Below are 19,337 nucleotides of genomic sequence, written 5' to 3'. Positions count from 1 at the left end.
CAGCGATCCTGCTGATTTCCGGCGGAATATGGCCTCCCTGAACTCGGCCGGGGAGCGCCGGTCTATACGCTGGGCCTGCAATCGGCAGGTACTTCCCATTCACCAGGAGTTCAAGGATGAGCGCCAACAAGATCGTCGAAACCGTCAAGGATGCTGTCGTCGAGGCCAAGGGGAAGGTGGAGCTGATCGGCGCCCATGGCAAGGACGTGATCCAGACCGGCGCGCAGACCCTCCAGGCCGCCAGGAGCGTCGTCGTGGAGGGTGGGCACCAGACCGCCCAGGTGCTGGCCAACACCAAGGAGGAATTGCAGCGCACGCTGAAGGACGGCGTGGCTCAGATCGGCCACAAGCTCTCGAACCTGACCACGCCCACGCACAAGGAGCAGGCCGCCGCGCGCAAGGCCGAGGTCAAGGACAAGAAGCAGCGCCGCCGCGGCAACGGCGCCGCCACGCAGGTCGGCGCCTAGCCGCAGGAGCGCCTGCAAGGGCCTGAATTTCTGCGATAAGCTCTCGAAGCTGGCCGCCCCGCGGCCGGCATCCCGATCCTGCACAGAACAGAGTCCGCCCATGAAGACCATCGGATACGCGGCCCAGGCCGCCACCACGCCCCTGGCCCCGTTCAGCTTCGAGCGCCGCGAACTGCGGTCCAACGATGTGGCGATGGAAGTCCTCTACTGCGGCGTCTGCCACTCCGACCTGCATACGGCGCGTAACGACTGGGGCTGGAGCACCTATCCGTCGGTGCCGGGGCACGAGATCGTCGGCCGCGTGACCGCGGTGGGCAGCGGCGTCACGCGCTACAAGCCCGGCGACTCCGTGGCGGTGGGCTGCATGGTGGACAGCTGCCAGAAATGCGACCAGTGCCAGAAGGGGGAGGAGCAGCTCTGCCGCCTGGGCAACACCCAGACCTACAACGGCAAGGACCGCGTCACCGGCGAGCCCACTTTCGGCGGCTACGCCAAGCATCTGGTCGTGCGCGAGGAGTTCGTGCTGCGCGTGCCGGCGGGCCTGGACCCGGCGCGCACCGGTCCGCTGCTCTGTGCCGGCATCACCACCTATGCGCCGCTGCGCCACTGGAACGTCGGTCCGGGTACCCGCGTGGGCGTGCTGGGGCTCGGCGGTCTCGGGCACATGGCGGTGAAGCTCGCCGTGGGGCTGGGGGCGGATGTGACGGTGCTGAGCCGCAGGCCCGACAAGCAGGCCGATGCGCTGGCGCTGGGCGCGCACCGCCTGCTGGTGTCCGCGGACAAGGACGCCATGAAGAAGGCCAAGGCCAGCTTCGACGTCATCATCGACACCGTGCCGGTGAAGCATGACGTCACGCCCTACATGCCGCTGCTCGACATCGACGGCACCTTCGTCATCGTCGGCCAGCTCGGCCCGCTGGCCGAGATTTCCAGCATGCCGATGGTCTCCGGCCGCCGCCGCATCACCGGTTCGCTGATCGGGGGCATCGCGCAGACCCAGGAGCTGCTGGATTTCTGCGCGGCCAAGAACATCCTGCCGGACTGCGAGATGATCCGCATGGACCAGATCAACGAGGCCTTCGAGCGCATGGAGAAGGCCGACGTGCGCTATCGCTTCGTGATCGACATGGCCTCGCTGTCGCCGGCAGGCGCCGGCTGAAGGCCCTGCTGGCCCGTCTGGCCGCCTGGTGGCGCGGGCGGGTCCTGCGCCTGCCCGCGGCCGGGGCCGCCGCGCTGGCGCCGCCCGGTCCGCCGCGGATCTTCATCGACGCGCTCAACCTGGCCTACTGGAACGGCCATCCGCCGTCCCTGCGCGCGCCGCTGGCGCTGCTGGCGCAACTGCTGGCCCAGGGGCGCGAGGTGCAGCTGTACTTCGACGCCAACACGCGCTACCGGCTGGGTGACGAGAGGGCGCTGTACGAGCGCCTGCTGGAACATTCCCGTTTCTGCGTGGAGGTGCCCTCGGGCAAGCGCGCCGACGGCCTGATGCTGCGCGCGGCCACCGCTGCCGGCGGCCTCGTGGTGAGCCGCGACAAGTACCGCGACTTCCGCAAGCGCTATCGCCGCCTCATCGACGATCCGGCGCGGTTGCTGGCCGGCAGCGCCGGTGGAGGGCGGCTGCGGGTGCCCGGCCTCGGGCTGGACCTGCCGTTGCCCGTTTCCGCGGAAACGGCCTGGGCGGAACTTGCGCCCCTGCTGGGGACCGGCACCACGCCGCTCCGATAGGGCCGCCAAACTGCCGACCCGGTCACGCTTTCGGGCGTCCTGCATCGCCATTCGTGAAGATGAAACCTGATTCATCCGTCTTGTTTTCTTTTCTCTTTTCAGTCGCTTGCGGTTCTGGAACACTGCTCATGAAGATGCGGTGCGGAACCTGCGCCGCATCGCGGATTCGTCGGGGCACGGGCAGGAGCGGGGCCGACCAGGGAACGGCGCCGTGTCCGGCCAACAGGGAAGCGTGCCGCGCCGGCTTCGCCGACATCATCCGTCCGTAGCGTTTTCCTTTGGGGGAAGTCCGTGTCTCAATCTTTCGGCGTGCTCGGCTGGCGCGCGGTGCTGTGCAGCCTGATGCTCCTGGTGCTCTCGGCCTGCGGCGGTGGCGGCGGCGGCGGTTCCAAGACGTCCATCTCGCTGTCCACCAAGTCGATGAGTTTCGATGTCGGTACCGGCCAGGGTGAAACGAGCAAGCCTGTCCTGGTGCAGTTCGAGGGCTCGGGTGTCGTGGTGGGCTATGCCCCCAATGTCGCTCCGGTGAGCTGGGCGACGGCAGTGCAGACCGGGATGCCCAGTGGCGACCGGATGTCTTTCGAAATCCGAGTCGATCCCTCGGGCATGGCACCGGGCACCTATCGCACGTCCCTGCGCTTCCTCACCGGCATCGTGCCGTCCGGCGGATACCTGGAAGACGCCCGAGACATCAGCTACACGGACCTGTCGATCACCATGGTGGTGGTCAGGTTCGACACCTCGCCCGTCGCGGTCACCGTCAACATGGTGCAGGGGGCGCCGCCGTCGAGCGGCAGCTTCTCGCTGAACACGTCGAACAATGCGCAGTGGACCGCGGCGTCCGGCTACTCCTGGCTGAGCCTGGACAAGACCAGCGGCACGGGATCGCAGCTGATCGGCTACTCGGTTTCCACGGCCGGGCTGGCCGAGGGCTTTCACTACGGCAGCATCACGCTGACCGACAGCGAAGGGCGCCGGGCGATCTTCGGCGTGAACCTGTTCATTTCGGCGCCGCAGCTTTCGGTGACTCCCTACTCGACGACCGTGCGGTCCGTCGCCGGTTCGACCGCGTCCGTCAGCGGCAGCTTCTCGGTGGACACGTCCTCCTTCGTGGAATGGACGGCTTCGTCCGGCGAGTCCTGGCTCAGCACTTCCAGCAGCGGCAGCGGAGCGGGCACCGTCGGCTATTCGGTTTCGGCCGCCGGCCTGTCGCCGGGTGGCTACTACGGTACGGTCCTGGTCACCTACACCGGAGGGCGCCAGCAGGGACACACGGTGTATTTCGAGGTGACGCGCCCGCAGCTGACGCTGACGCCCGAGTCGCTGCAGTTCGATATCGGCAGCGACCTCTCCGCGGCGGCGCGCACGCGCAAGCTGATCGTGTCCGACGATCTCGGCGGCACGATGCCGTCGAGCGCCATCTCATGGAGAGTCGGTTACATCAATGCATTCTGGCTCACGGCCTCGCCGGGCAGCGGCACCACCGCTCCGCCCAAGGAAATCTCGGTGGTCATTCCCGCCGAATCGCTGGCGAGCATGCCCAATGGCACGCACCAGGCCAGCATCGTCCTGTACCAGGACACCGACTACTATCCCTACAGCAACAGCTGGACGATTCCGGTGACGCTGAACCTGAACTCGCCGGTCACCGCGCTGACGGTGCGGCGCGACGACGGCGGACAGGCGCCGATCGCCGGCGGTCCGATGCTGCGCTTCAACAGCTTTGCCACCTACGCGCACGGCTACGAGGAGACCGTCACTTCCGAGGTCACCTGGAGCTCGCCGGATCCGGCTGTGCTGGAATTCAGCAGCGACGACGCGGGTCTCGCGCGGCCGCTCGCACCGGGCAACACCAGCGTTCGCGCGGTTTTGGCCCGTGCCAGCAAGCAGGCGGCCCTGGAGGTCCGGGTGGGAGCGGCCACGGCGGTCGCCTATGCGGTCCGCGACTACGATTTCCCGGGCATCTACCAGTTCATCGCCGGAGAAGATGGCCGCCTGCAGCCGATGTCCACCCCGCTGGTCCAGACGGCCTTCCGTCCCAGCGACCTCACTTTCACTCCGGATGGGAAATTCGCCTACCTGGTTCACCAGGATTCCGTGGGGTCGGGGCAGTACGCCATCTCCCAGTTCAAGGTCGATTCCGGCGGATCGCTGGTGCCGCTGGAGCCCAACTACGTGACGATCGGCAGCTACTATCCGCAAGGTGCAGCTGTGGAACCGCAGGGGCGGCAGCTCTATGTGGCGACCGGCTATCCCACCCGGGTGGTGCGCCTGGCCATCGGTACCGACGGCAAGCTGACGCTGGATGCCAAGCCCCCGACGGACGTTGGCAACTCCTCCTCCTCGGCCTATTCCATACTGGCTCACCCGACTGAGCCCTATCTCTACGTCCCCGACTTCAACGCGAATCTGGTACGTAGCCTGGAGATCAACGCGGATGCTTCGCTGACGGTGCAACCGAGCACTCCGGCCACGGGTGAAAACCCCCAGTACGCGGTGGCGCATCCCTCGGGACAGTACGTGTACGTCACCAACGCCGGCTATGGTTACTCCTCCACGGCGGCCGTGTCGCAGTACATCGTGAGCGCCGACGGTCAGCTCGTGCCGATGGCGACGCCGATGGCGCTGGAAGGCAAGCGTGGCCGCGGCCTGTCGCTGGCTCCCTCCGGAAAGTCGGCGTTCCTGAGCTTCGTGGCGCCGAACGGCTACAGCTCCTATGACGGCGAGCCGGGCATCGCCACCTTTGCCATCGACGAGACCGGCTCCCTGGTGCATCAGTACAGCTATGCCGTCGCTGCGCTGGGCGATGTCGCCGTGAACCCGAACGAAGCCTGGCTCTATGCCGCCACGGGCTTTAATACCATCCTGCAGTACAAGATCGGTGCCGACGGCACGCTGGTGCGGGACAGCTATGAGGTTGGCGTTCCGACGCCGAGGAAGCTCATCGTGCGGCAGCCGCCCTCCACCATGACGGCACCGAAGAAGCGGTAGGGCGGGGCGCGGGTGGCGGCGGGGCCGCCGCCTGCGCAACCACGGTGCGGACAACGGGGGCCTCTCAGGCCCCCGTTACCTTTTGCAGCATCCAGAGCCGGTCCTGGCCCCAGGTGGTGAAGCCGCCGGCACGGAAGCTCGGCACGCCCCAGAGCCCCGCCGCGAACAGTGCGTCGCGGTTGTCCTCGGCGTATTTCGTGTCGATGCCGCGCGCCAGCTTCTGCTGCGCGGGCGCCCAGTCCAGCCCGCAGCGCTGGTAGATGCTCCGCAGCACTTCGTCGCGGCCTGCATCCAGGCCCTCGGCCCAGACGCTCTGGCCGGCAATGGCGCAGTAGCGCAGCTGCGTGTCCGCGTCCGCCTGCGCCGGGAACACGGTCAGCAGGCGCAGCGCCGGATCGCCCACCGGATCGTGGATGCGGCCGAAGGGGATGCCCTGCGCATCGGCGCAGCGCTTCACGTCGCGCACGATGTACAGGCGCTTGATCGAGGGCACCGGCAGGCCCCGCATCACCATGGGCAGCACCGGGCGCACCTGCAGCGGCGTCCGGTGGCCGGCCTCGCGCCGGCGCAGCAGCTCCACGGCGGCCAGATAGGAATACGGGCTGCGGAAGCTGAACCAGAATTCCAGCGGCGTGCCGTCGTCCGCAGGGGCATCCGGCAACTGCGAGGGGTCCGCCCGCGACAACGGCGCGGCGTCGCGCAGCACCCCGTCGGCTTGCAATCTCGCCTGGAGGAATCCCAGGCGGTCCAGCGCCCAGAACCACTCGCCGCGGTACTGCCACATCGCCGGCAGGTAGTGCGCCAGCTTGCGGCGCCGCTCCGCGTTGGCCCGCAGCAGTCCGGCGACGGCCGCAGGGCTCGCCGCAGGGCCGGAAGGCGGCCTGCCGCCTCCCATCTCGCGCAGCGCGGCCTGCTCGGCGGCGAGGAAGTCCGCGCCCTCCCCGGCGGCCGCCAGGCGTGCCTGCAGCAGATGGGCTTGTTCGGCAGAGAGCGGCAGCGGCGCGGGCAGTCCGTGGCAGGGCGCCAGGCGCGCCGCGTCGGCGGCGGCGAAGGCGCGCTGGCGCGCTTCCTCGGGGTAGGTTTCGGCGCTGGGGGTGGGCACCAGCCGTATGCGCAGGGGGACGTCCAGGCGCGGCAGCAGGCGACGGGCCAGGGCGGCGCAGAGCTGCGAGTGCGGATCGCCCGCCTCGTAGTACAGCTCCAGCTCGCGGCCGGCGCGCAGCCTGGCCAGCAGGTCCTGCGAGCCGGCGATGCGCTCGGTGACCCGCGATTTGAGGCTGGGCGGCAGCCCGGCATGCGGCAGGTGGGTGCTGTTCATGGGGCCGATGGTCTCCAGGGTCCTTGACCGTGTCCAGTCGTGTAGTTTACATAGTGTAAATATCAATGGAAGGCCGCCCGAGCGGCCTCGACCGGATCCGGGAGAGCGGGGACATGAACAAGCCCTATGTGCTGCATGGCTGGCACCTGTCGTACTTCAGCGGGAAGACCCGCGCCTACCTGCGCTACAAGGGCGTGCCGTTCGAGGACCGCCCGGTCGATGCGCTGACGCTGATGTGGAAGATCCCGCGCAAGACCGGCGCGGCGGTGATGCCGGTGGTGGTGACGCCTGACGGGCAGTGGCTGCAGGACACCAAGGACATCGCCGCGGCCATCGAGCAGCGTTTTCCGGAGGCGCCGGTCACGCCGGCCACGCCGCGCCAGCGCATCGCGGCGCTGCTGCTGGAGGCCTGGGCGGACGAATGGTGGATTCCCCATGCGATGCACTACCGCTGGATCTATCCGGAGAACTACCGGCTGTTCCAGGCCGACAGCGGCGACGGCCTGCTGCCCTGGTTCCCGCGCCCGGTGAAGAACCGCCTGGCCGCCTATGTCGCCGACAAGATGCGCGGCTACCTGCCGGCGGTGGGCGTGATTCCGGAGCAGCGCGCCGTGATGGAAAGCTGGACCGAGGCCATGCTCGACGCGCTGGAGCGGCACTTCGCCGCCATGCCCTTCCTGTTCGGCACGCGGCCCTCGGTGGCGGACTTCGGCCTGATCGGCCCGCTGTACGGACACCTGGGCCGCGACCCCTGGCCGAAGAAGCACCTGGTGGAGCCGCGCCCGCATCTCAAGGCCTGGATCGCGCGCATGAACGCACCTCGGGTGCGCGGCGGAGACTTCCTGCCGGACGACGCGATCCCGGAGACCCTGGCGCCGCTGCTGCATGCCGTGTTCCACGAGTTCTATCCGATGCTGGAAGGCATCCGTGACGAGGTCCGTGCCTCGCTCAAGACGCTGAAGCCGGGCCGCGCACGCCTGCCGCGCGCCCTGGGCATGATCGAATTCCCGATGGCGCAGGGGCGCTTCCGCCGCGCGGCGATGCCCTACACGCTGTGGATGATGCAGCGGGTGCTCGATGCCTATGGCGCGCTGGATGCCGCCGGCCGTGCCAGCGTCGATGCCTGGACCGCCGCGCAGGGCGCGCCGGAGGCCATGCGCTTCGACATCGGCGTCAGGTTGAAGCGGGTGGGGCTGCATGTGAAGGTGGAGGGGTGAGGTCCCGGCAGGTCGCAGAGTTGCCGTTCGCCCTGAGCCTGTCGAAAGGTGGGCGGCAACCAGGTGACTGCGGGCGGGGCAGCACGCCCGGGCTTCGACAGGCTCAGCGCGAACGGACTTTCCGCGCAGCCTCTGCAAGCTCATGACCCGCTATCGCGTCTACCTCTCCGACGTCTCCTACTTCAGCGGCAAGCTGGAATGCGCGCTGCGTGCCAAGCGCATCGCCTACGGGCGCGTGCCGGTGTCCACCGACACTCTGCTGAACGAGGTGTTGCCGAACACCGGCTGGATGAAGGTGCCGGCGCTGTGCCGCGACGACGGCCTGTGGCTCTACGACAGCACGCCGCTGCTGCGCTGGCTCGATGCCGAGCACCCGCAGCGTCCGCTGTTGCCGGCGGACCCCTGTCGGGCCTTCCTCTCCGCCCTGGTGGAGGACTACTGCGACGAATGGCAGTGGCGCCCGGCCATGTTCTGGCGCTGGGCCTGGCCGGACAACGCGCGCTACCTCGGTAGCCGCCTGGGCGAGGAACTGTCGCGCGGGACCGTCCATCCTGCCGCCGGCATGGCCCTGTACTTCCGCATGCGCCAGCAGCGCATCTTCCTGCGCGGCGACGGCGTGCGGCGCGGCAACTTCGACGCTATCGCCGCGCTGTATCCGCAGGCGCTGGGCTGGCTGGAGGCCCTTCTGGAGAAGCGACGCTACCTGCTCGGCGACCGGCCCAGCCTGGTCGATATCGCCTGGTGCGGGCCGATGCTGCGGCACTACGCGCAGGACCCGCGACCCGCCGCGCTGATGGCAGCCCAGGCGCCGAGGGTCTGGGCCTGGGTTTCGCGTGTCTGGAATTCGGGGAGTGAGGACTGGAGTTCCGCGGAACTCGACGATTTCTCCGACCCCGCCTGGGATGGCGTTTTCGCCGATATCGGCACCGCCTACCTGCCCTACCTGCATGACAACGCCGCCGCCGTCGCGGCGGGCCGCAGGCGCTTCTCGGGCGAGTACGGCGGCATCGCCTACCCGGAGTTGCCGGCGGTGCGCTACCGCGCGCGCTGCCTGGCCACGCTGCAGCGCGACTACGCGGCGCTGGCGCCCGAGGCCCGGCAGCGGGTGGACCGCCGCCTGGGCCCCGCCATCGGCGGCCTGCTGCGGCGCCGCAGCGCGTCGGACCTGCCGCCCATCGACTCCGCCCTGGCCCGGCCGCGAACGGTGACGGCGGCACAGCGCCTGCGCTACTACTTCAGCGGAACACCCTGGGACTCCGAATGACCTACACGATCTACGGCGGCAATCCTTCGCCCTATTCGCGCAAGCTGCGCGCCATCCTGCGCTACCGCCGCCTGCCGCACATCTGGAAAGCCGGCACGCCGGAAACCCTGCCGGAGATCGCGCAGGTCAAGCCCCGGCTGATCCCGGTGCTGAAGCTGCCGGAGACCGGCGAGTTCCGTGTGGACTCCACGCCCACCGCCCACCTGCTGGAGCAGCGCCACGCCGGGCGCTCCATCCTCCCGCCGGACGCAGCCGATGCCTTCGTCTGCCACCTGATCGAGGACATGGCCGACGAGTGGCTGACCAAGCTGATGTTCCATTACCGCTGGCACGAGGATGCCACCGCCCTCTGGGCCAGCCACTGGATCGTGCGCGACGCGCTGCCCGCCGCCACGGGCAAGGCCCATGACCAGGCCGCCAGGATGTTCCACGATCGCCAGCGCGGCCGCATGGCCATGGTCGGCTGCACGCCGCAGAACGCCCCGGTGATCGAATCCAGCTACGCGCGACTGCTCGACATTCTCGGTCCCCATGTCGGCGGCCAGCAGTATCTGTTCGGCAGCCGTCCCTCGCTGGCGGACTTCGGCCTCTACGGCCAGCTCTCGCAGCTCACTACCGACCCCTGGCCGCAGCGAATCTGCCGCGAGCGCGCACCGGCAGTGGAGTCCTGGGTGATCACGATGGACGATGCCTCCGGCGTGGAGGGCGAATGGAAGCCGGAGCGCGGTGCCGCCGTGCGCGAGGCCCTGCTGGAGATGGCCGGCGCCGAATACCTGCCGTTCCTGCGCGCCAACGCCGCGGCGCTGGAGAAGGGCGAGCCGGAACTGCGGGTTTCGATCCGCGGGCGCGAGTACGCGCAGCAGCCCTTCGCCTACCAGGCCAAGTGCTACGGCCAGGTCCGCAGCCTGTGGGCGGCACTGCCGGCGGAGGCGCGGGCGGAGCTGGAGCCGGTGATGCAGCGCACCGGGTGCATCGAATATCTCAGCTGAGCGTTGTCCCCTCTCCCGCGAGAGGGGAGCAAACCACGGTTGCAGGCTCAATCCGGTAGCGCCGGCAAGCCTCAGAAAACCTTCGCCACATACACCGACACGTTGTCGCGGTCCCGCAGCCGGTGATGCGTACCGCCGCCGGTGAAGACCTGGTAGCTGATGCCCGCGGTCCAGTCGTCCTCGAACTCCGCCATCAGGCTGCTGACCAGCACCTTGCGTCCCTCGATGAAATTGATGATCGGTGCCGGCGAGATGCCCTTCACGTCGTGCAGCCACAGGAAGGTCGGGTAGAGCGCGACGTTGCCCGGCAGCTCGTTGTAGGTAAAGCGCAGCAGGCTGCGGTAGCCCCAGGCGAAGTCGTCGCCGAAGCCGCTGCGCATCTGCGTCGGGTTGATGTGCCGGGTATCGGGCTGCCCGTCCGGCGTGCCGCTGCCGTCGGCACCCGCGGAGGGATGCGTACGGTCGCCCGCTCCCTCGAAGTACAGCTCCCCCCGCTCCGGCATGTCGTGCACCATCAGCGCGGCGCCCTCGATCACCCAGAACACCTGCGCGGCGCCGAAGGGGTTGTCGGCAAAGCTGCGGATGCCGGTCAGGGAGAGCTGCGAGACCTTCTGTCGCTCGTAGCCGGCCACGTAGTCGCCGGGCTCGATGCTGACGCCGCGGTAGCGCGAGAGATAGTCCGGCACGGCATTGTCCTCGCCGGGGAGCGTGAACAGCGCCCCGGCCGGCAGCAGGGCGCCCAGGCCCGCCTGCAGTCCCTGCAGCGCCGGTGCCAGCGCCGACGGCAGCCCGGCCAGCAGGCTGGGGTCCGACAGCGTCGCGGCGCCGATGGGAATGTCCTCAGCCGGGAAGGCGGTGCCCAGCACCGTGAACAGCACGTCGGACTGCAGTACCTGCAACGGCTGGTTGGGGCGGAAGCTGTACTCGCCCGAGAAGGCCCAGTCGCCGACATTGGTATTGAAGCTGATGCCGAACAGGTCGATGTCCTCGGGGTAGTCCAGGAACAGGCGCGCGGTATCCACCGGCAGCGGCTCGCGGCCCAGCGGATTGATCGGCGCATTGAAGCCCAGGCAGGCCAGGAAGGCCCCGGCGAAGCCGCCGCCCGGCGAATCGCGCGTGCAGCTCGCGTCGGCGGCGTAGCCGCTCAGCAAGGGATAGCGGCTGTGGTAGCGCAGGTAGTGGAAGGCCAGTTCGGTGCCGTTGTTGAGCCAGTCGGCGAGATAGTTCAGGCGCAGGCCGTACTGCCCGTCGTCGCGCGGCGCGCCGAAGTCGGCATCGGGGATGCGGATGGTGCGGGTGGACTGCGACACCAGCGATACCAGGCCGGCGGGGGAGAACTGCTTGTCCGGGTCCTCGCTGAAGTTGCCGAAGCCGGTGATGGCGTAATCGCCGCCGCCGGCGATGTCGCTGAAGGACAGCAGGCTGCCGCTGGCCGGCAGCTTGGCGCCGCGCCAGCGCAGCTGGTACACCGCCTCCAGCGCCAGCGACTCGGTCAGCGTGAGAGAGGCCACCGCCAGCGGCACCGCCAGCTGCAGCTGGCTGGGCTCCGAGCCCGGCATGCCCAGCACCGGCGCATCCAGCGGGCTGATCTCCGCCAGCGTATTGAACTGTACCAGGTTGGCCTCGCCCCAGTTCAGCACCTGGTTGCCGATCTTGACCAGCAGCTCCTGCTCTCCCAGCTCGAAGCTGCGCGACACGAACAGGTTGCCCAGGCGGTAGCCGCTGGCAAAGAGCTCCTCCACGTCGCCGTTGCGCCGCGAGTGGCGCGGCTGGAAGCGCGTGTCGTTGTGGGTTTCATCGAAGCCGCTGTTGACGGCATCGTGGAAGAACAGCGCCGAGGCCTGGAACTGCCAGTCGTCCCAGACCACCTCCAGCTTGGGACGCAGCTGGAAGATGGCGGCGGTGAAGTCGCCCTGGTCGTAGTTGAGGTTGCCGTTGTCCTCGTTGACGCCGGAGAAGCTGCCGCGCGCGTCCACCAGGCGCTGGTTGGGCGCGGGGTCGCCGCTGGCGGACTGGCAGTCGTCCGCCACGCAGAGGTCCTGCTGGCCGGGCACGTTGAGCTTGCCCAGGACGCGCTCGTCGCGGTCCTGCACGCGCAGGGCGGCGCCGAAGGACAGGCGGGTGTTGAGCGCGCCGCTGACCGGCCCCCACTCGAAGTCCACCGCCTGCGCGGGCAGCGCCAGGCACAGCGCCGCCAGGAATGCCGTTTGCCTCATCCGTCTCCTCCCTCGGGCGCCGGCGGCAGGTCTGCCGCAGCCCCGGTGGACCGGGGTCTTGACGCGAGATTTACACGGTGTAAAGTTTACACCATGTCAATACAGGCGCAAGCCATGCGCCGCGGCGGGCTTGGGGGAGACATGCGGCGAATCCGTACGACGTTGGGGGCGGGAATGCTGGCGCTGTGGCCGGCGCTGGCGGGGGCGGGCGTACCGGAGGCGGAGGCGGCGAAGCTGGGGAGCGTGCTGACCCCCGCAGGGGCGGAAGCCGCCGCCAATGCCTCCGGCACGATCCCGGCCTGGGAGGGCAGCAAGCGCTTCCGTCCCGAGCAGCTCAAGCTCACCTACGACGACCTGCAGCGCCTGCGCCGGACCGATCCGGCGGCGCTGGCCCGCGCGCTGGCACCCAACGGCGCGGCCGACAAGCCCAGCTTCGTCATCACCAAGGCCAACCTCGCGCAGCACGCCGACAAGCTCAGTGCCGGACACAAGGCGATGTTCGAGCGCTACCCCACCTGGCAGATGCGCGTGTTCCCCAGCGTCCGCGGGGCCTTCCTGCCGGCGGCGGTGGAGGCCGCGACGAAGCTCAATGCCGTGCAGGCCAGGCTGGAGGGCAGCGACAAGGTCAGCGGCGCGAAGCTGGGCGTGCCCTTCCCGCTCCCGCGCAGCGGCGCCGAGGTGATCTGGAACCACAAGCTGAAGTTCCGCGGCTCCGCGGTGCGGCGCTTCAACAACGAGGTCATCGTCGCCCAGGACGGCAGCTACCAGCTGGCGCGCATCGTCGAGGACGTGAAGTTCAAGTACGGCGATCCCAAGGCCCCGAGCCCGATCGAGGACGGCATCATCCTGTACTACCTGCAGGAAGTGCTGACGCCCAAGCGCATCGCCGGACAGATGCTGCTGGTGCACGAGACCACCGACCAGACCGAGGGCGGCCGCAGCGCCTGGATCTTCAATCCGGGTCTCGGCCGCACGCGGCGCGCGCCCAACGTCGGCTACGACAACCCCAAGGCTTCCGCCGATGGCCTGATGTTCAACGACCAGACCGACATGTACAACGGCGCACTGGATCGCTACAACTGGAAGCTGCTGGGCAAGCGCGAGGCCTACATCCCCTACAACTCCACGCCGGTGCTCGGTGCCGGCGTCAGCTACGACAAGCTGATCCGCAAGGGGCATATCAACCCGGAGCTGGCGCACTACGAGCTGCACCGCGTCTGGGTGGTGGAAGCCACGCTCAAGCCCGGACTGCGCCACGCCTTCCGCCGCCGCGTGTTCTACCTCGACGAGGACAGCTGGAGCGTGTCGATGGTGGACTGCTACGACGACCGCGACCAGCTCTGGCGCTTCCAGGAAGCGCATCTCACCAGCTTCCCGTTCGTGCCCGTCACCAGCGGCAGCCCCGAGGTGCACCATGACCTGCAGAGCGGCCGCTACTTCGTCACCGCCAGCTTCTCGGGCGATGACTACCCGGACTTCAGCCTGCAGCTGGAGGACAACTACTTCCGTCCGCAGACCCTGGCGAGCCGCAAGCTGCGGAAGTAAGCCCGGCAAGCACAGCGAGAGTGGCAGGGGTTCCGGGGAGAGCGGCGCCGGGAGCGGCGCGCGGCCCTCATCCGGCGCTTCGCGCCACCTTCTCCCGGAGGGAGAAGGAGAAGAATCTCAGCTCTTCACCACGCGTTCCATGAAGCCGTTGAACAGCTTCACGCCGCGTGCCCGGCTGAGTTCACCGTCGCGCACCAGCTGCCGCATGCCCCAGAACGCCAGGATCGACATCCAGGCATAGGCCCTGGCGTCCGCCTCGTTCATGCCCAGCTCCTTGCGCACCACCGGCGTCCAGATGCCGCTGATCAGCTTGCGGATGCCCTGGCGGATCTCCTCCAGCTCCGGCGTGCTGCCGGCAGTGCCGGCGATCAGCTGCCACAGCGCATCGCCGCGGCCCGTCGGCAGGTCCAGCGAGAAGGCCTCGGCGGACTTGATCGCCTCGGTCAGGTTGCCGGGATTGGCGGCCACCGAATCGGTCGTGCCCTTGGCCACTTCCATGAAGATGTGCCAGGCGGTGTCGGCCAGCAGTTTCTCCATGCTGGGGAAATGCTGGTAGATCAGCTGGCGGCTGGTGCCGCCGCGCTCGGCGAGCGCGCTCATGTTCAGCGCGGCCCAGCCCTGCGTCTCCACGATCCCGGCGGCCACCTCCAGCAGCGTCTGGCGGCGCAGGTCGCGGCTGAGATAGGGCCGCTTGGTCTCCGCGGTCTTGGCGGTGGAGCGCTTGCGTGGCCTGGCCGGCGGCTTGGTCACCATTCTCATCCCTGAAATGTTACGGAGTGACAATATTTTCCGTTACGCACACCCTTGGTGTCGATAGGCATCAGCCTACAAGCCCGCCTGGGGCGGGGTGTCACCGGAACCATGCAGCAAACGAATGGCCTCCCATCGAAAACGCGCATTTCCCGCCTTGTCCGCGAGCCGCTAGCCTGCGCGGCATGAACGACCTGACGCTGCAGGACCGCTACATCCCCACCGTGCTGGGCCGCCTGCGCCTGCGCGTGGCCGGGCAGGGGCCGGCGATCCTGTTCTGGCCCAGCCTGCTGATGGACGGCTCCATGTGGCTGGCCCAGGCACGGCACTTCGCGCCGAGCCACACCGTCATCCTGGTGGATTCGCCGGGCCACGGCGGCAGCGAGCCCTTGACGCGCCTGTTCACGTTCGAGGAATGCGCGCAATGCATCGTCCAGGTGCTGGACGCCCTGGGCATCGACCGGACCCATCTGGTCGGCAATTCCTGGGGCGGCATGATCGGCGGCACCTTCGCCGCGCTGTACCCGCAGCGCATCGGTGCCGCCGTGCTGATGAACGCCACGGCCTCTCGCGCGCCGCTGCGCCAGCGCCTGGAGTTCCGCCTCCTCACGGAGATCGTCCGCCTGCTGGGCAGCTTCCGGGGTCCCTTCGTGGGCAAGGCGATCAAGGCCTTCGTCGGCCCCACCACCGCGCGCGAGCGGCCGCAGGTGGCCGAGCAGATCCGTGCCGCGCTGCGCCGCATCGATGCGCAATCGGTCTACTGGGCGGTGAACAGCGTCGTGCCGGCGCGTCCGGACCAGCGCGCCCTGTTCGGTCGCATCCGCACGCCGGTGCTGGTGCTGGCCGGCATCGAGGACCCCACCTTCCCCGTGCCGGAGACCACCGAGATGGCCCAGGCCATCCCGGGCGCCGAATTCCTGGTGATGGACGGCACCGGCCATCTCGCCGGCCTGGAGCGGCCGGAAGAGGTCAACGCCATCGTCGAGTCCTTCCTGCAGCGCAGCGGCGCCTGAGCGGCGCGAACGGCGGCTCACGGTTTCGTGCCGGCGTTGGAGCATTGCAGCCGGCATGCAGCCCTCCGATACTGCGCGCCATCACGCATCCGGAGTCACCCATGCCGCGCCATATCCTCGACGAATCCCGCATTCACCCCGCCGTGCGCGAGGCCGTCGCGCAGAACCATCGCGACATCGTGGAAGAGGTCTCCGCCGCGGTGGATGCCCATGACATCGTCGTGGTCGGCATGGCGCAGAATCCGAGCCCGAAGAAGGCGCGCAAGCTGCTCGACGCCGCGGGGCTGAAGTACCAGTACCTGGAGTACGGCAGCTACTTCAACACCTGGCGCCGCCGCAACGCGCTGAAGCTGTGGACCGGCTGGCCCACCTTCCCCATGGTCTTCGTCAAGCGCCAGCTCGTCGGCGGTGCCAGCGACCTGGAAAAGCTCGTGGCGTCCGGTGAGCTCAAGAAGCTACTTGGTCGGGGGTAAGTAAACGGGTGTCGGCGTAAAGCTGTAGCCGCCGGCTCCGCCGATGGCCGAGACCGGAGGGCTGAATTCGTTCACATCCACGGATTCGCTCTGCAGCCGTGCATACTTCTTCTGTGCCAGTGCCCAGTCCCTTTCGAAAGGCTGGGAGTAGTCGACGCTCGCTGAGGTGACGACGAGTCCTCGGTTGGCAAGCTCCGTGAAGTGAAAGTTGCCGATGTAGGTGATCCTGCCGGGCTGGATACTGAACCTCAACGAGAAATGCGATGCGGGTCCTGCATGAGCAGAGCCCCCCACCACGTTCCAACTGAAAAATTCATACTCGCCTGGGGGCAGTTCCACCGCGAAGAGATCGCCCTTCATGCCGAGCGAGGTGAAGTCCTGATGGGCATAGCAACTCGGCTCCATTATCGAATCGCAGCCGGTCTCAACGAATTCGAATCCCTTCTCCTGCCCCAAAGGTCGATATAGCACCCGGTAGGCAGACAACCGCCCATCACGCGTGATGGAGCCGAGCATCAAACCCTTGTCCGTCGTCTGCTCATAGTCCGCCCGGATGTTCCTTGCAGCGCAGCCGGAAATCAGTAGGCAGCAGGCCAGTAGCGCCAGCCAAAGCGTCGGGGAGAGCCTCATTGAAGTTGCGTCCAGGATCATGGCTTTGGAGCTTAGCGCAACGGAAACGAACGCCGCCTACCGCTCCTCGTACCGCGGCTCCCGCCGCTCCCGGAACGCCGCCACCGCCTCCCGGTGATCCGCCGTCTCCGTCAGGATGATCTGCTGGCGGTTCTCGATCATCAGCGCGGCCTCCAGGCTCGGCGCGTCGATCAGGACATTGAGCGTTTCCTTGGTCATGCGCAGTCCCAGCGGCGAGGCGCGCAGCATGTCGGCGGCCATCGCCAGCGCGGTGTCCAGCAACTGCTCTGCCGGCACCACCTCGCCGACCAGGCCCATGCGCAGGGCGCGCGGCGCATCGATGAAGCGGCCGCTGAGCAGGAACTCCGAGGCGGCGGCCAGGCCTACCAGGCGCGGCAGCAGGTAGCCGGAGCCCAGGTCGCAGCCGCCCAGGCCGATGCGCAGGTAGGCCGCGTTCATCTTCGCCTCCGGCGAGGCATAGCGGATGTCCGCGGCCAGCAGCAGCGAGAAGCCCGCGCCGCAGGCGGCCCCCTGCACCAGGCAGATCACCGGCTGCGGGCAGCTGCGCATCAGGCGGATCACGCGGGCATAGCGCTGCTGGATCTCCGTCTGCCGGTGCGCCCGTCCGCTGCCGCCCTCGGCGAAGGCCTGGGAGCCCAGGTCGGCACCGGCGCAGAAGGCGCGGCCGTTCGCGCGCAGGATCGTCACGCGCACCGCGCTGCGGCGATGCAGGCCGTTGTAATAGTCCGCCAGTTCGTCGATCGCCTCGGGGGTGAGGACATTGAGTGCCTCCGGCCGGTCCAGGCTCAGGATCTCGACGGCGCCGCGCGCCTCCACGGTGATCGTGCGGTACTCGCTCATGGTTCTCCCCGCAAACTGCATGGTCCCGGGCCGATTACAGCACGGTTGCGAACGGGCCAACTCCTGCATACCGGGTAGGGGAACTTCGCCGTTCGCGGCCGGGTCGCAATCACCCCTGCGACACAAGCCATGGAGGGCATCATGTCCGCAAGACTGGAAGGCAAGCGTGTGGCCATTCTCGCCACAGACGGGTTCGAGCAATCGGAACTGCTGGAACCGCTCAAGGCGCTGCGCGAGGCCGGTGCCCGCGCCGACGTCATCTCGCCGAAATCGGGAAGGATCCGCGGCTGGCAGCACACCGACTGGGGCCAGGAGATCGACGTCGACATCGAGCTGGCGTCTGCCGACGCCGACGACTACGACGCCCTGGTGCTGCCGGGCGGCGTCATGAATCCCGACCACCTGCGCGCCAACCGTAGCGCCGTGCAGTTCGTGAAGGACTTCGCCGACGCCAGGAAGCCCATCGCCGCGATCTGCCATGGCCCCTGGACGCTGATCGAGGCCGGCGCGGTGAAAGGCCGCCAGCTCACGTCCTGGCCCTCGCTGCGCACCGACCTGATCAACGCCGGCGCACGCTGGGTGGACGAGGCCGTGGTGACCGACCAGGGCCTGGTCACCAGCCGCAAGCCGGACGACCTGCCGGCGTTCTGCCGCAAGATGATCGAGGAGATCGCCGAGGGGCCGCACGAACGCGACCCGGCGAAGATCAGGGCCGGCAAGCAGGAGCCGCGCGCGGCGCGCCACTGACCGCGTGGAAGGGCAGGCGCCGCCCGCCCTTTCCGCCGGCGGGCCTCAGGCCTTCTTCAGGTACTGCGCCTTCAGCATGATGCTCATGCCGTCGACCTTGCAGTCCACCTCGTGGTCACCCGACACCAGGCGGATGCCGCGGATCTTGGTGCCGCCCTTGATCACGGTGGAGGAGCCCTTGAGCCGCAGGTCCTTGACCAGCACCACGCTGTCGCCGTCGGCCAGAAGGTTGCCGTGCGCGTCCTTCACCACCAGGCGATCATCGTCGTCCACCACGGCCTGGGCGGGCGCATCGGCAGACCACTCGTGCCCGCAGTCCGGGCAGATCAGCAGCCCGCCATCGGGATAGGTGTTCTCCTGCCGGCAGGCAGGGCAGGGCGGCAGCTCGGTCATGGCAGTCCTCCGGGTGGGGGCGCGATTCTAAGGCAGCTCGAGCGGAAAGGGGCCCCGGCGGCCCCTTCCTGCATCCGCGGGTTCAGCCGCGCGCCGCCAGTGCCAGCGGGTTGGGCGTGGGCTCGGCGATGCGGGCCAGCGTGTTGCGGTCGGTGTGGTGGAAGGGCTCGGACTGGCCCTTGATCATCATCACCGTATCCTCGTCGTAGGACCAGCTGCCGTCGTCGTTGATCGTCACCTTCATGCGGAACTCCACCGTGCGGAAGGCGTGCTCCAGGAAGGGAGCGGAGCGGATGCCGAAGGACACCGAGTCCGCCGTGGCCACCACCTCGAAGCTCTTCGCGTCGGCGCTGGCCTGGCCATACGCCATCACCACCTGGCCGCGCGGGATCGTCAGCGTATGGATGATGCCGCCGGTGGCCGGCTCCCACAGCCAGTAGCCGACCTGGTCATGGTAGGTCTTCACGTTGTTCGGCTTGGTGATGAAGGTGTGGTAGCGCAGGCCGTACATCAGCTGGGGGCCATTGGTGGCCGGGTCGATGGGCTGCAGCTCGATGCGCTCGACATAGGCCTGCTTGCGCGGGCCGTCGGCCTTGGGTTTCACGTCGAGCCCGCGCGTGCCCTCCCAGATGCCGGCGAGGCCGGCCAGGGGGCCGAGGTTCTTCAGGGTGTCGACATCGATATCGGAGGGTTCGGTGTAGATGTCGGACGGGAAATCACTCATGGATGCGCTCTGGG

19 protein-coding genes are annotated in these 19,337 nt (G+C 68.5%); 11 read left to right on the top strand and 8 right to left on the bottom strand.

All coding sequences use genetic code 11. The annotated features are described in order from the left end of the window. Window positions 1-116: 116 nt before the first annotated feature. The 3 genes from C3942_RS18235 to C3942_RS22750 all read left to right on the top strand — a co-directional run bounded on the left by C3942_RS18235 (window position 117) and on the right by C3942_RS22750 (window position 2,192). Window positions 117-467 (top strand): hypothetical protein, encoded by a 351-nt coding sequence (locus C3942_RS18235; RefSeq protein WP_104231800.1) that lies wholly within the window; start codon window positions 117-119, stop codon window positions 465-467. 100 nt (window positions 468-567) lie between these two features. After that, entirely contained in the window at window positions 568-1,626 is a 1,059-nt protein-coding gene (locus C3942_RS18230) for an NAD(P)-dependent alcohol dehydrogenase (RefSeq protein WP_104231799.1), read from the top strand. Beyond that, complete coding sequence (locus tag C3942_RS22750; protein WP_114409777.1) at window positions 1,509-2,192, top strand: NYN domain-containing protein; 684 nt, start codon at window positions 1,509-1,511, stop codon at window positions 2,190-2,192. The genes C3942_RS18230 and C3942_RS22750 overlap by 118 nt, the downstream gene beginning before the upstream one ends. A gap of 22 nt (window positions 2,193-2,214) precedes the next feature. On the opposite strand, the gene C3942_RS22130 is transcribed toward C3942_RS22750, so the two are convergent. Beyond that, on the bottom strand, window positions 2,215-2,451 hold the full coding sequence (locus C3942_RS22130; protein ID WP_133164358.1) for a hypothetical protein: 237 nt from the start codon (window positions 2,449-2,451) through the stop codon (window positions 2,215-2,217). A gap of 32 nt (window positions 2,452-2,483) precedes the next feature. Here C3942_RS22130 and C3942_RS18220 point away from each other — a divergent pair, with 32 nt between their 5' ends. Continuing rightward, the gene (locus C3942_RS18220; protein ID WP_133164357.1) at window positions 2,484-5,183 is read left to right on the top strand and encodes a BACON domain-containing protein; all 2,700 of its coding nucleotides are present in this window, start codon (window positions 2,484-2,486) and stop codon (window positions 5,181-5,183) included. Between the two features lie 64 nt (window positions 5,184-5,247). On the opposite strand, the gene C3942_RS18215 is transcribed toward C3942_RS18220, so the two are convergent. Next, window positions 5,248-6,501 carry a DsbA family protein gene (locus tag C3942_RS18215; protein WP_104231796.1) on the bottom strand — a complete coding sequence of 418 codons (1,254 nt, stop codon included), beginning with the start codon at window positions 6,499-6,501 and terminating at the stop codon, window positions 5,248-5,250. 113 nt (window positions 6,502-6,614) lie between these two features. Between C3942_RS18215 and C3942_RS18210 the strand changes: the two genes are divergently transcribed. The 3 genes from C3942_RS18210 (at window position 6,615) to C3942_RS18200 (ending at window position 9,971) form a co-directional block, all read left to right on the top strand. Beyond that, entirely contained in the window at window positions 6,615-7,718 is a 1,104-nt protein-coding gene (locus C3942_RS18210; RefSeq protein ID WP_165797528.1) for a glutathione S-transferase family protein, read from the top strand. Window positions 7,719-7,860: 142 nt separating this feature from the next. Beyond that, entirely contained in the window at window positions 7,861-8,982 is a 1,122-nt protein-coding gene (locus C3942_RS18205; RefSeq protein WP_104231794.1) for a glutathione S-transferase family protein, read from the top strand. Further along, window positions 8,979-9,971 (top strand): glutathione S-transferase family protein, encoded by a 993-nt coding sequence (locus tag C3942_RS18200; RefSeq protein ID WP_104231793.1) that lies wholly within the window; start codon window positions 8,979-8,981, stop codon window positions 9,969-9,971. The genes C3942_RS18205 and C3942_RS18200 overlap by 4 nt, the downstream gene beginning before the upstream one ends. Window positions 9,972-10,042: 71 nt before the next feature. On the opposite strand, the gene C3942_RS18195 is transcribed toward C3942_RS18200, so the two are convergent. Further along, window positions 10,043-12,187, bottom strand: a complete 2,145-nt coding sequence (locus C3942_RS18195; RefSeq protein WP_104231792.1) for a DUF1302 domain-containing protein — start codon at window positions 12,185-12,187, stop codon at window positions 10,043-10,045. A 141-nt stretch (window positions 12,188-12,328) separates the two neighbouring features. Here C3942_RS18195 and C3942_RS18190 point away from each other — a divergent pair, with 141 nt between their 5' ends. Then, window positions 12,329-13,732: a DUF1329 domain-containing protein gene (locus C3942_RS18190; RefSeq protein WP_133164356.1), complete on the top strand. Its 1,404-nt coding sequence runs from the start codon at window positions 12,329-12,331 to the stop codon at window positions 13,730-13,732. A gap of 117 nt (window positions 13,733-13,849) precedes the next feature. On the opposite strand, the gene C3942_RS18185 is transcribed toward C3942_RS18190, so the two are convergent. Next, a complete protein-coding gene (locus C3942_RS18185; RefSeq protein WP_165797527.1) occupies window positions 13,850-14,482 on the bottom strand; it encodes a TetR/AcrR family transcriptional regulator in 633 nt (210 codons plus the stop codon). 185 nt (window positions 14,483-14,667) lie between these two features. Between C3942_RS18185 and C3942_RS18180 the strand changes: the two genes are divergently transcribed. Both C3942_RS18180 and C3942_RS18175 read left to right on the top strand, forming a co-directional pair. After that, window positions 14,668-15,495, top strand: a complete 828-nt coding sequence (locus tag C3942_RS18180; RefSeq protein WP_104231789.1) for an alpha/beta fold hydrolase — start codon at window positions 14,668-14,670, stop codon at window positions 15,493-15,495. Between the two features lie 101 nt (window positions 15,496-15,596). Next, window positions 15,597-15,968 (top strand): glutaredoxin domain-containing protein, encoded by a 372-nt coding sequence (locus C3942_RS18175; protein WP_104231788.1) that lies wholly within the window; start codon window positions 15,597-15,599, stop codon window positions 15,966-15,968. Here the strand turns inward: C3942_RS18175 and C3942_RS18170 are convergent. Both C3942_RS18170 and C3942_RS18165 read right to left on the bottom strand, forming a co-directional pair. After that, window positions 15,951-16,619 carry a hypothetical protein gene (locus C3942_RS18170; RefSeq protein ID WP_104231787.1) on the bottom strand — a complete coding sequence of 223 codons (669 nt, stop codon included), beginning with the start codon at window positions 16,617-16,619 and terminating at the stop codon, window positions 15,951-15,953. The genes C3942_RS18175 and C3942_RS18170 overlap by 18 nt on opposite strands. A gap of 36 nt (window positions 16,620-16,655) precedes the next feature. Next, window positions 16,656-17,459, bottom strand: coding sequence for an enoyl-CoA hydratase/isomerase family protein (locus C3942_RS18165; RefSeq protein WP_104231786.1), 804 nt, complete (start codon window positions 17,457-17,459; stop codon window positions 16,656-16,658). A gap of 141 nt (window positions 17,460-17,600) precedes the next feature. Between C3942_RS18165 and C3942_RS18160 the strand changes: the two genes are divergently transcribed. Continuing rightward, a complete protein-coding gene (locus tag C3942_RS18160) occupies window positions 17,601-18,206 on the top strand; it encodes a type 1 glutamine amidotransferase domain-containing protein (RefSeq protein WP_104231855.1) in 606 nt (201 codons plus the stop codon). A 45-nt stretch (window positions 18,207-18,251) separates the two neighbouring features. On the opposite strand, the gene C3942_RS18155 is transcribed toward C3942_RS18160, so the two are convergent. Next, on the bottom strand, window positions 18,252-18,599 hold the full coding sequence (locus C3942_RS18155) for a zinc ribbon domain-containing protein YjdM (protein ID WP_104231785.1): 348 nt from the start codon (window positions 18,597-18,599) through the stop codon (window positions 18,252-18,254). 82 nt (window positions 18,600-18,681) lie between these two features. Beyond that, a complete protein-coding gene (locus C3942_RS18150) occupies window positions 18,682-19,323 on the bottom strand; it encodes an FABP family protein (protein ID WP_104231784.1) in 642 nt (213 codons plus the stop codon). Window positions 19,324-19,337 lie beyond the last annotated feature (14 nt).

Origin of the sequence: Solimonas fluminis (assembly GCF_002930645.1) — a bacterium.
Lineage (GTDB): Bacteria > Pseudomonadota > Gammaproteobacteria > Nevskiales > Nevskiaceae > Solimonas_A > Solimonas_A fluminis.
Note: the sequence above shows the minus strand (reverse complement) of the source record. Positions and strands in the feature narration are given on the sequence as shown.

Bases quoted from the DNA above. Each gene is read 5' to 3' on its own strand.
- C3942_RS18235 (WP_104231800.1), top strand. From the start codon at position 117: ATGAGCGCCAACAAGATCGTCGAAACCGTCAAGGATGCTGTCGTCGAG.
- C3942_RS18230 (WP_104231799.1), top strand. From the start codon at position 568: ATGAAGACCATCGGATACGCGGCCCAGGCCGCCACCACGCCCCTGGCC.
- C3942_RS22130 (WP_133164358.1), bottom strand. From the start codon at position 2,451: ATGATGTCGGCGAAGCCGGCGCGGCACGCTTCCCTGTTGGCCGGACAC.
- C3942_RS18215 (WP_104231796.1), bottom strand. From the start codon at position 6,501: ATGAACAGCACCCACCTGCCGCATGCCGGGCTGCCGCCCAGCCTCAAA.
- C3942_RS18210 (WP_165797528.1), top strand. From the start codon at position 6,615: ATGAACAAGCCCTATGTGCTGCATGGCTGGCACCTGTCGTACTTCAGC.
- C3942_RS18205 (WP_104231794.1), top strand. From the start codon at position 7,861: ATGACCCGCTATCGCGTCTACCTCTCCGACGTCTCCTACTTCAGCGGC.
- C3942_RS18200 (WP_104231793.1), top strand. From the start codon at position 8,979: ATGACCTACACGATCTACGGCGGCAATCCTTCGCCCTATTCGCGCAAG.
- C3942_RS18195 (WP_104231792.1), bottom strand. From the start codon at position 12,187: ATGAGGCAAACGGCATTCCTGGCGGCGCTGTGCCTGGCGCTGCCCGCG.
- C3942_RS18190 (WP_133164356.1), top strand. From the start codon at position 12,329: ATGCGGCGAATCCGTACGACGTTGGGGGCGGGAATGCTGGCGCTGTGG.
- C3942_RS18180 (WP_104231789.1), top strand. From the start codon at position 14,668: ATGAACGACCTGACGCTGCAGGACCGCTACATCCCCACCGTGCTGGGC.
- C3942_RS18175 (WP_104231788.1), top strand. From the start codon at position 15,597: ATGCCGCGCCATATCCTCGACGAATCCCGCATTCACCCCGCCGTGCGC.
- C3942_RS18170 (WP_104231787.1), bottom strand. From the start codon at position 16,619: ATGATCCTGGACGCAACTTCAATGAGGCTCTCCCCGACGCTTTGGCTG.
- C3942_RS18165 (WP_104231786.1), bottom strand. From the start codon at position 17,459: ATGAGCGAGTACCGCACGATCACCGTGGAGGCGCGCGGCGCCGTCGAG.
- C3942_RS18160 (WP_104231855.1), top strand. From the start codon at position 17,601: ATGTCCGCAAGACTGGAAGGCAAGCGTGTGGCCATTCTCGCCACAGAC.
- C3942_RS18155 (WP_104231785.1), bottom strand. From the start codon at position 18,599: ATGACCGAGCTGCCGCCCTGCCCTGCCTGCCGGCAGGAGAACACCTAT.
- C3942_RS18150 (WP_104231784.1), bottom strand. From the start codon at position 19,323: ATGAGTGATTTCCCGTCCGACATCTACACCGAACCCTCCGATATCGAT.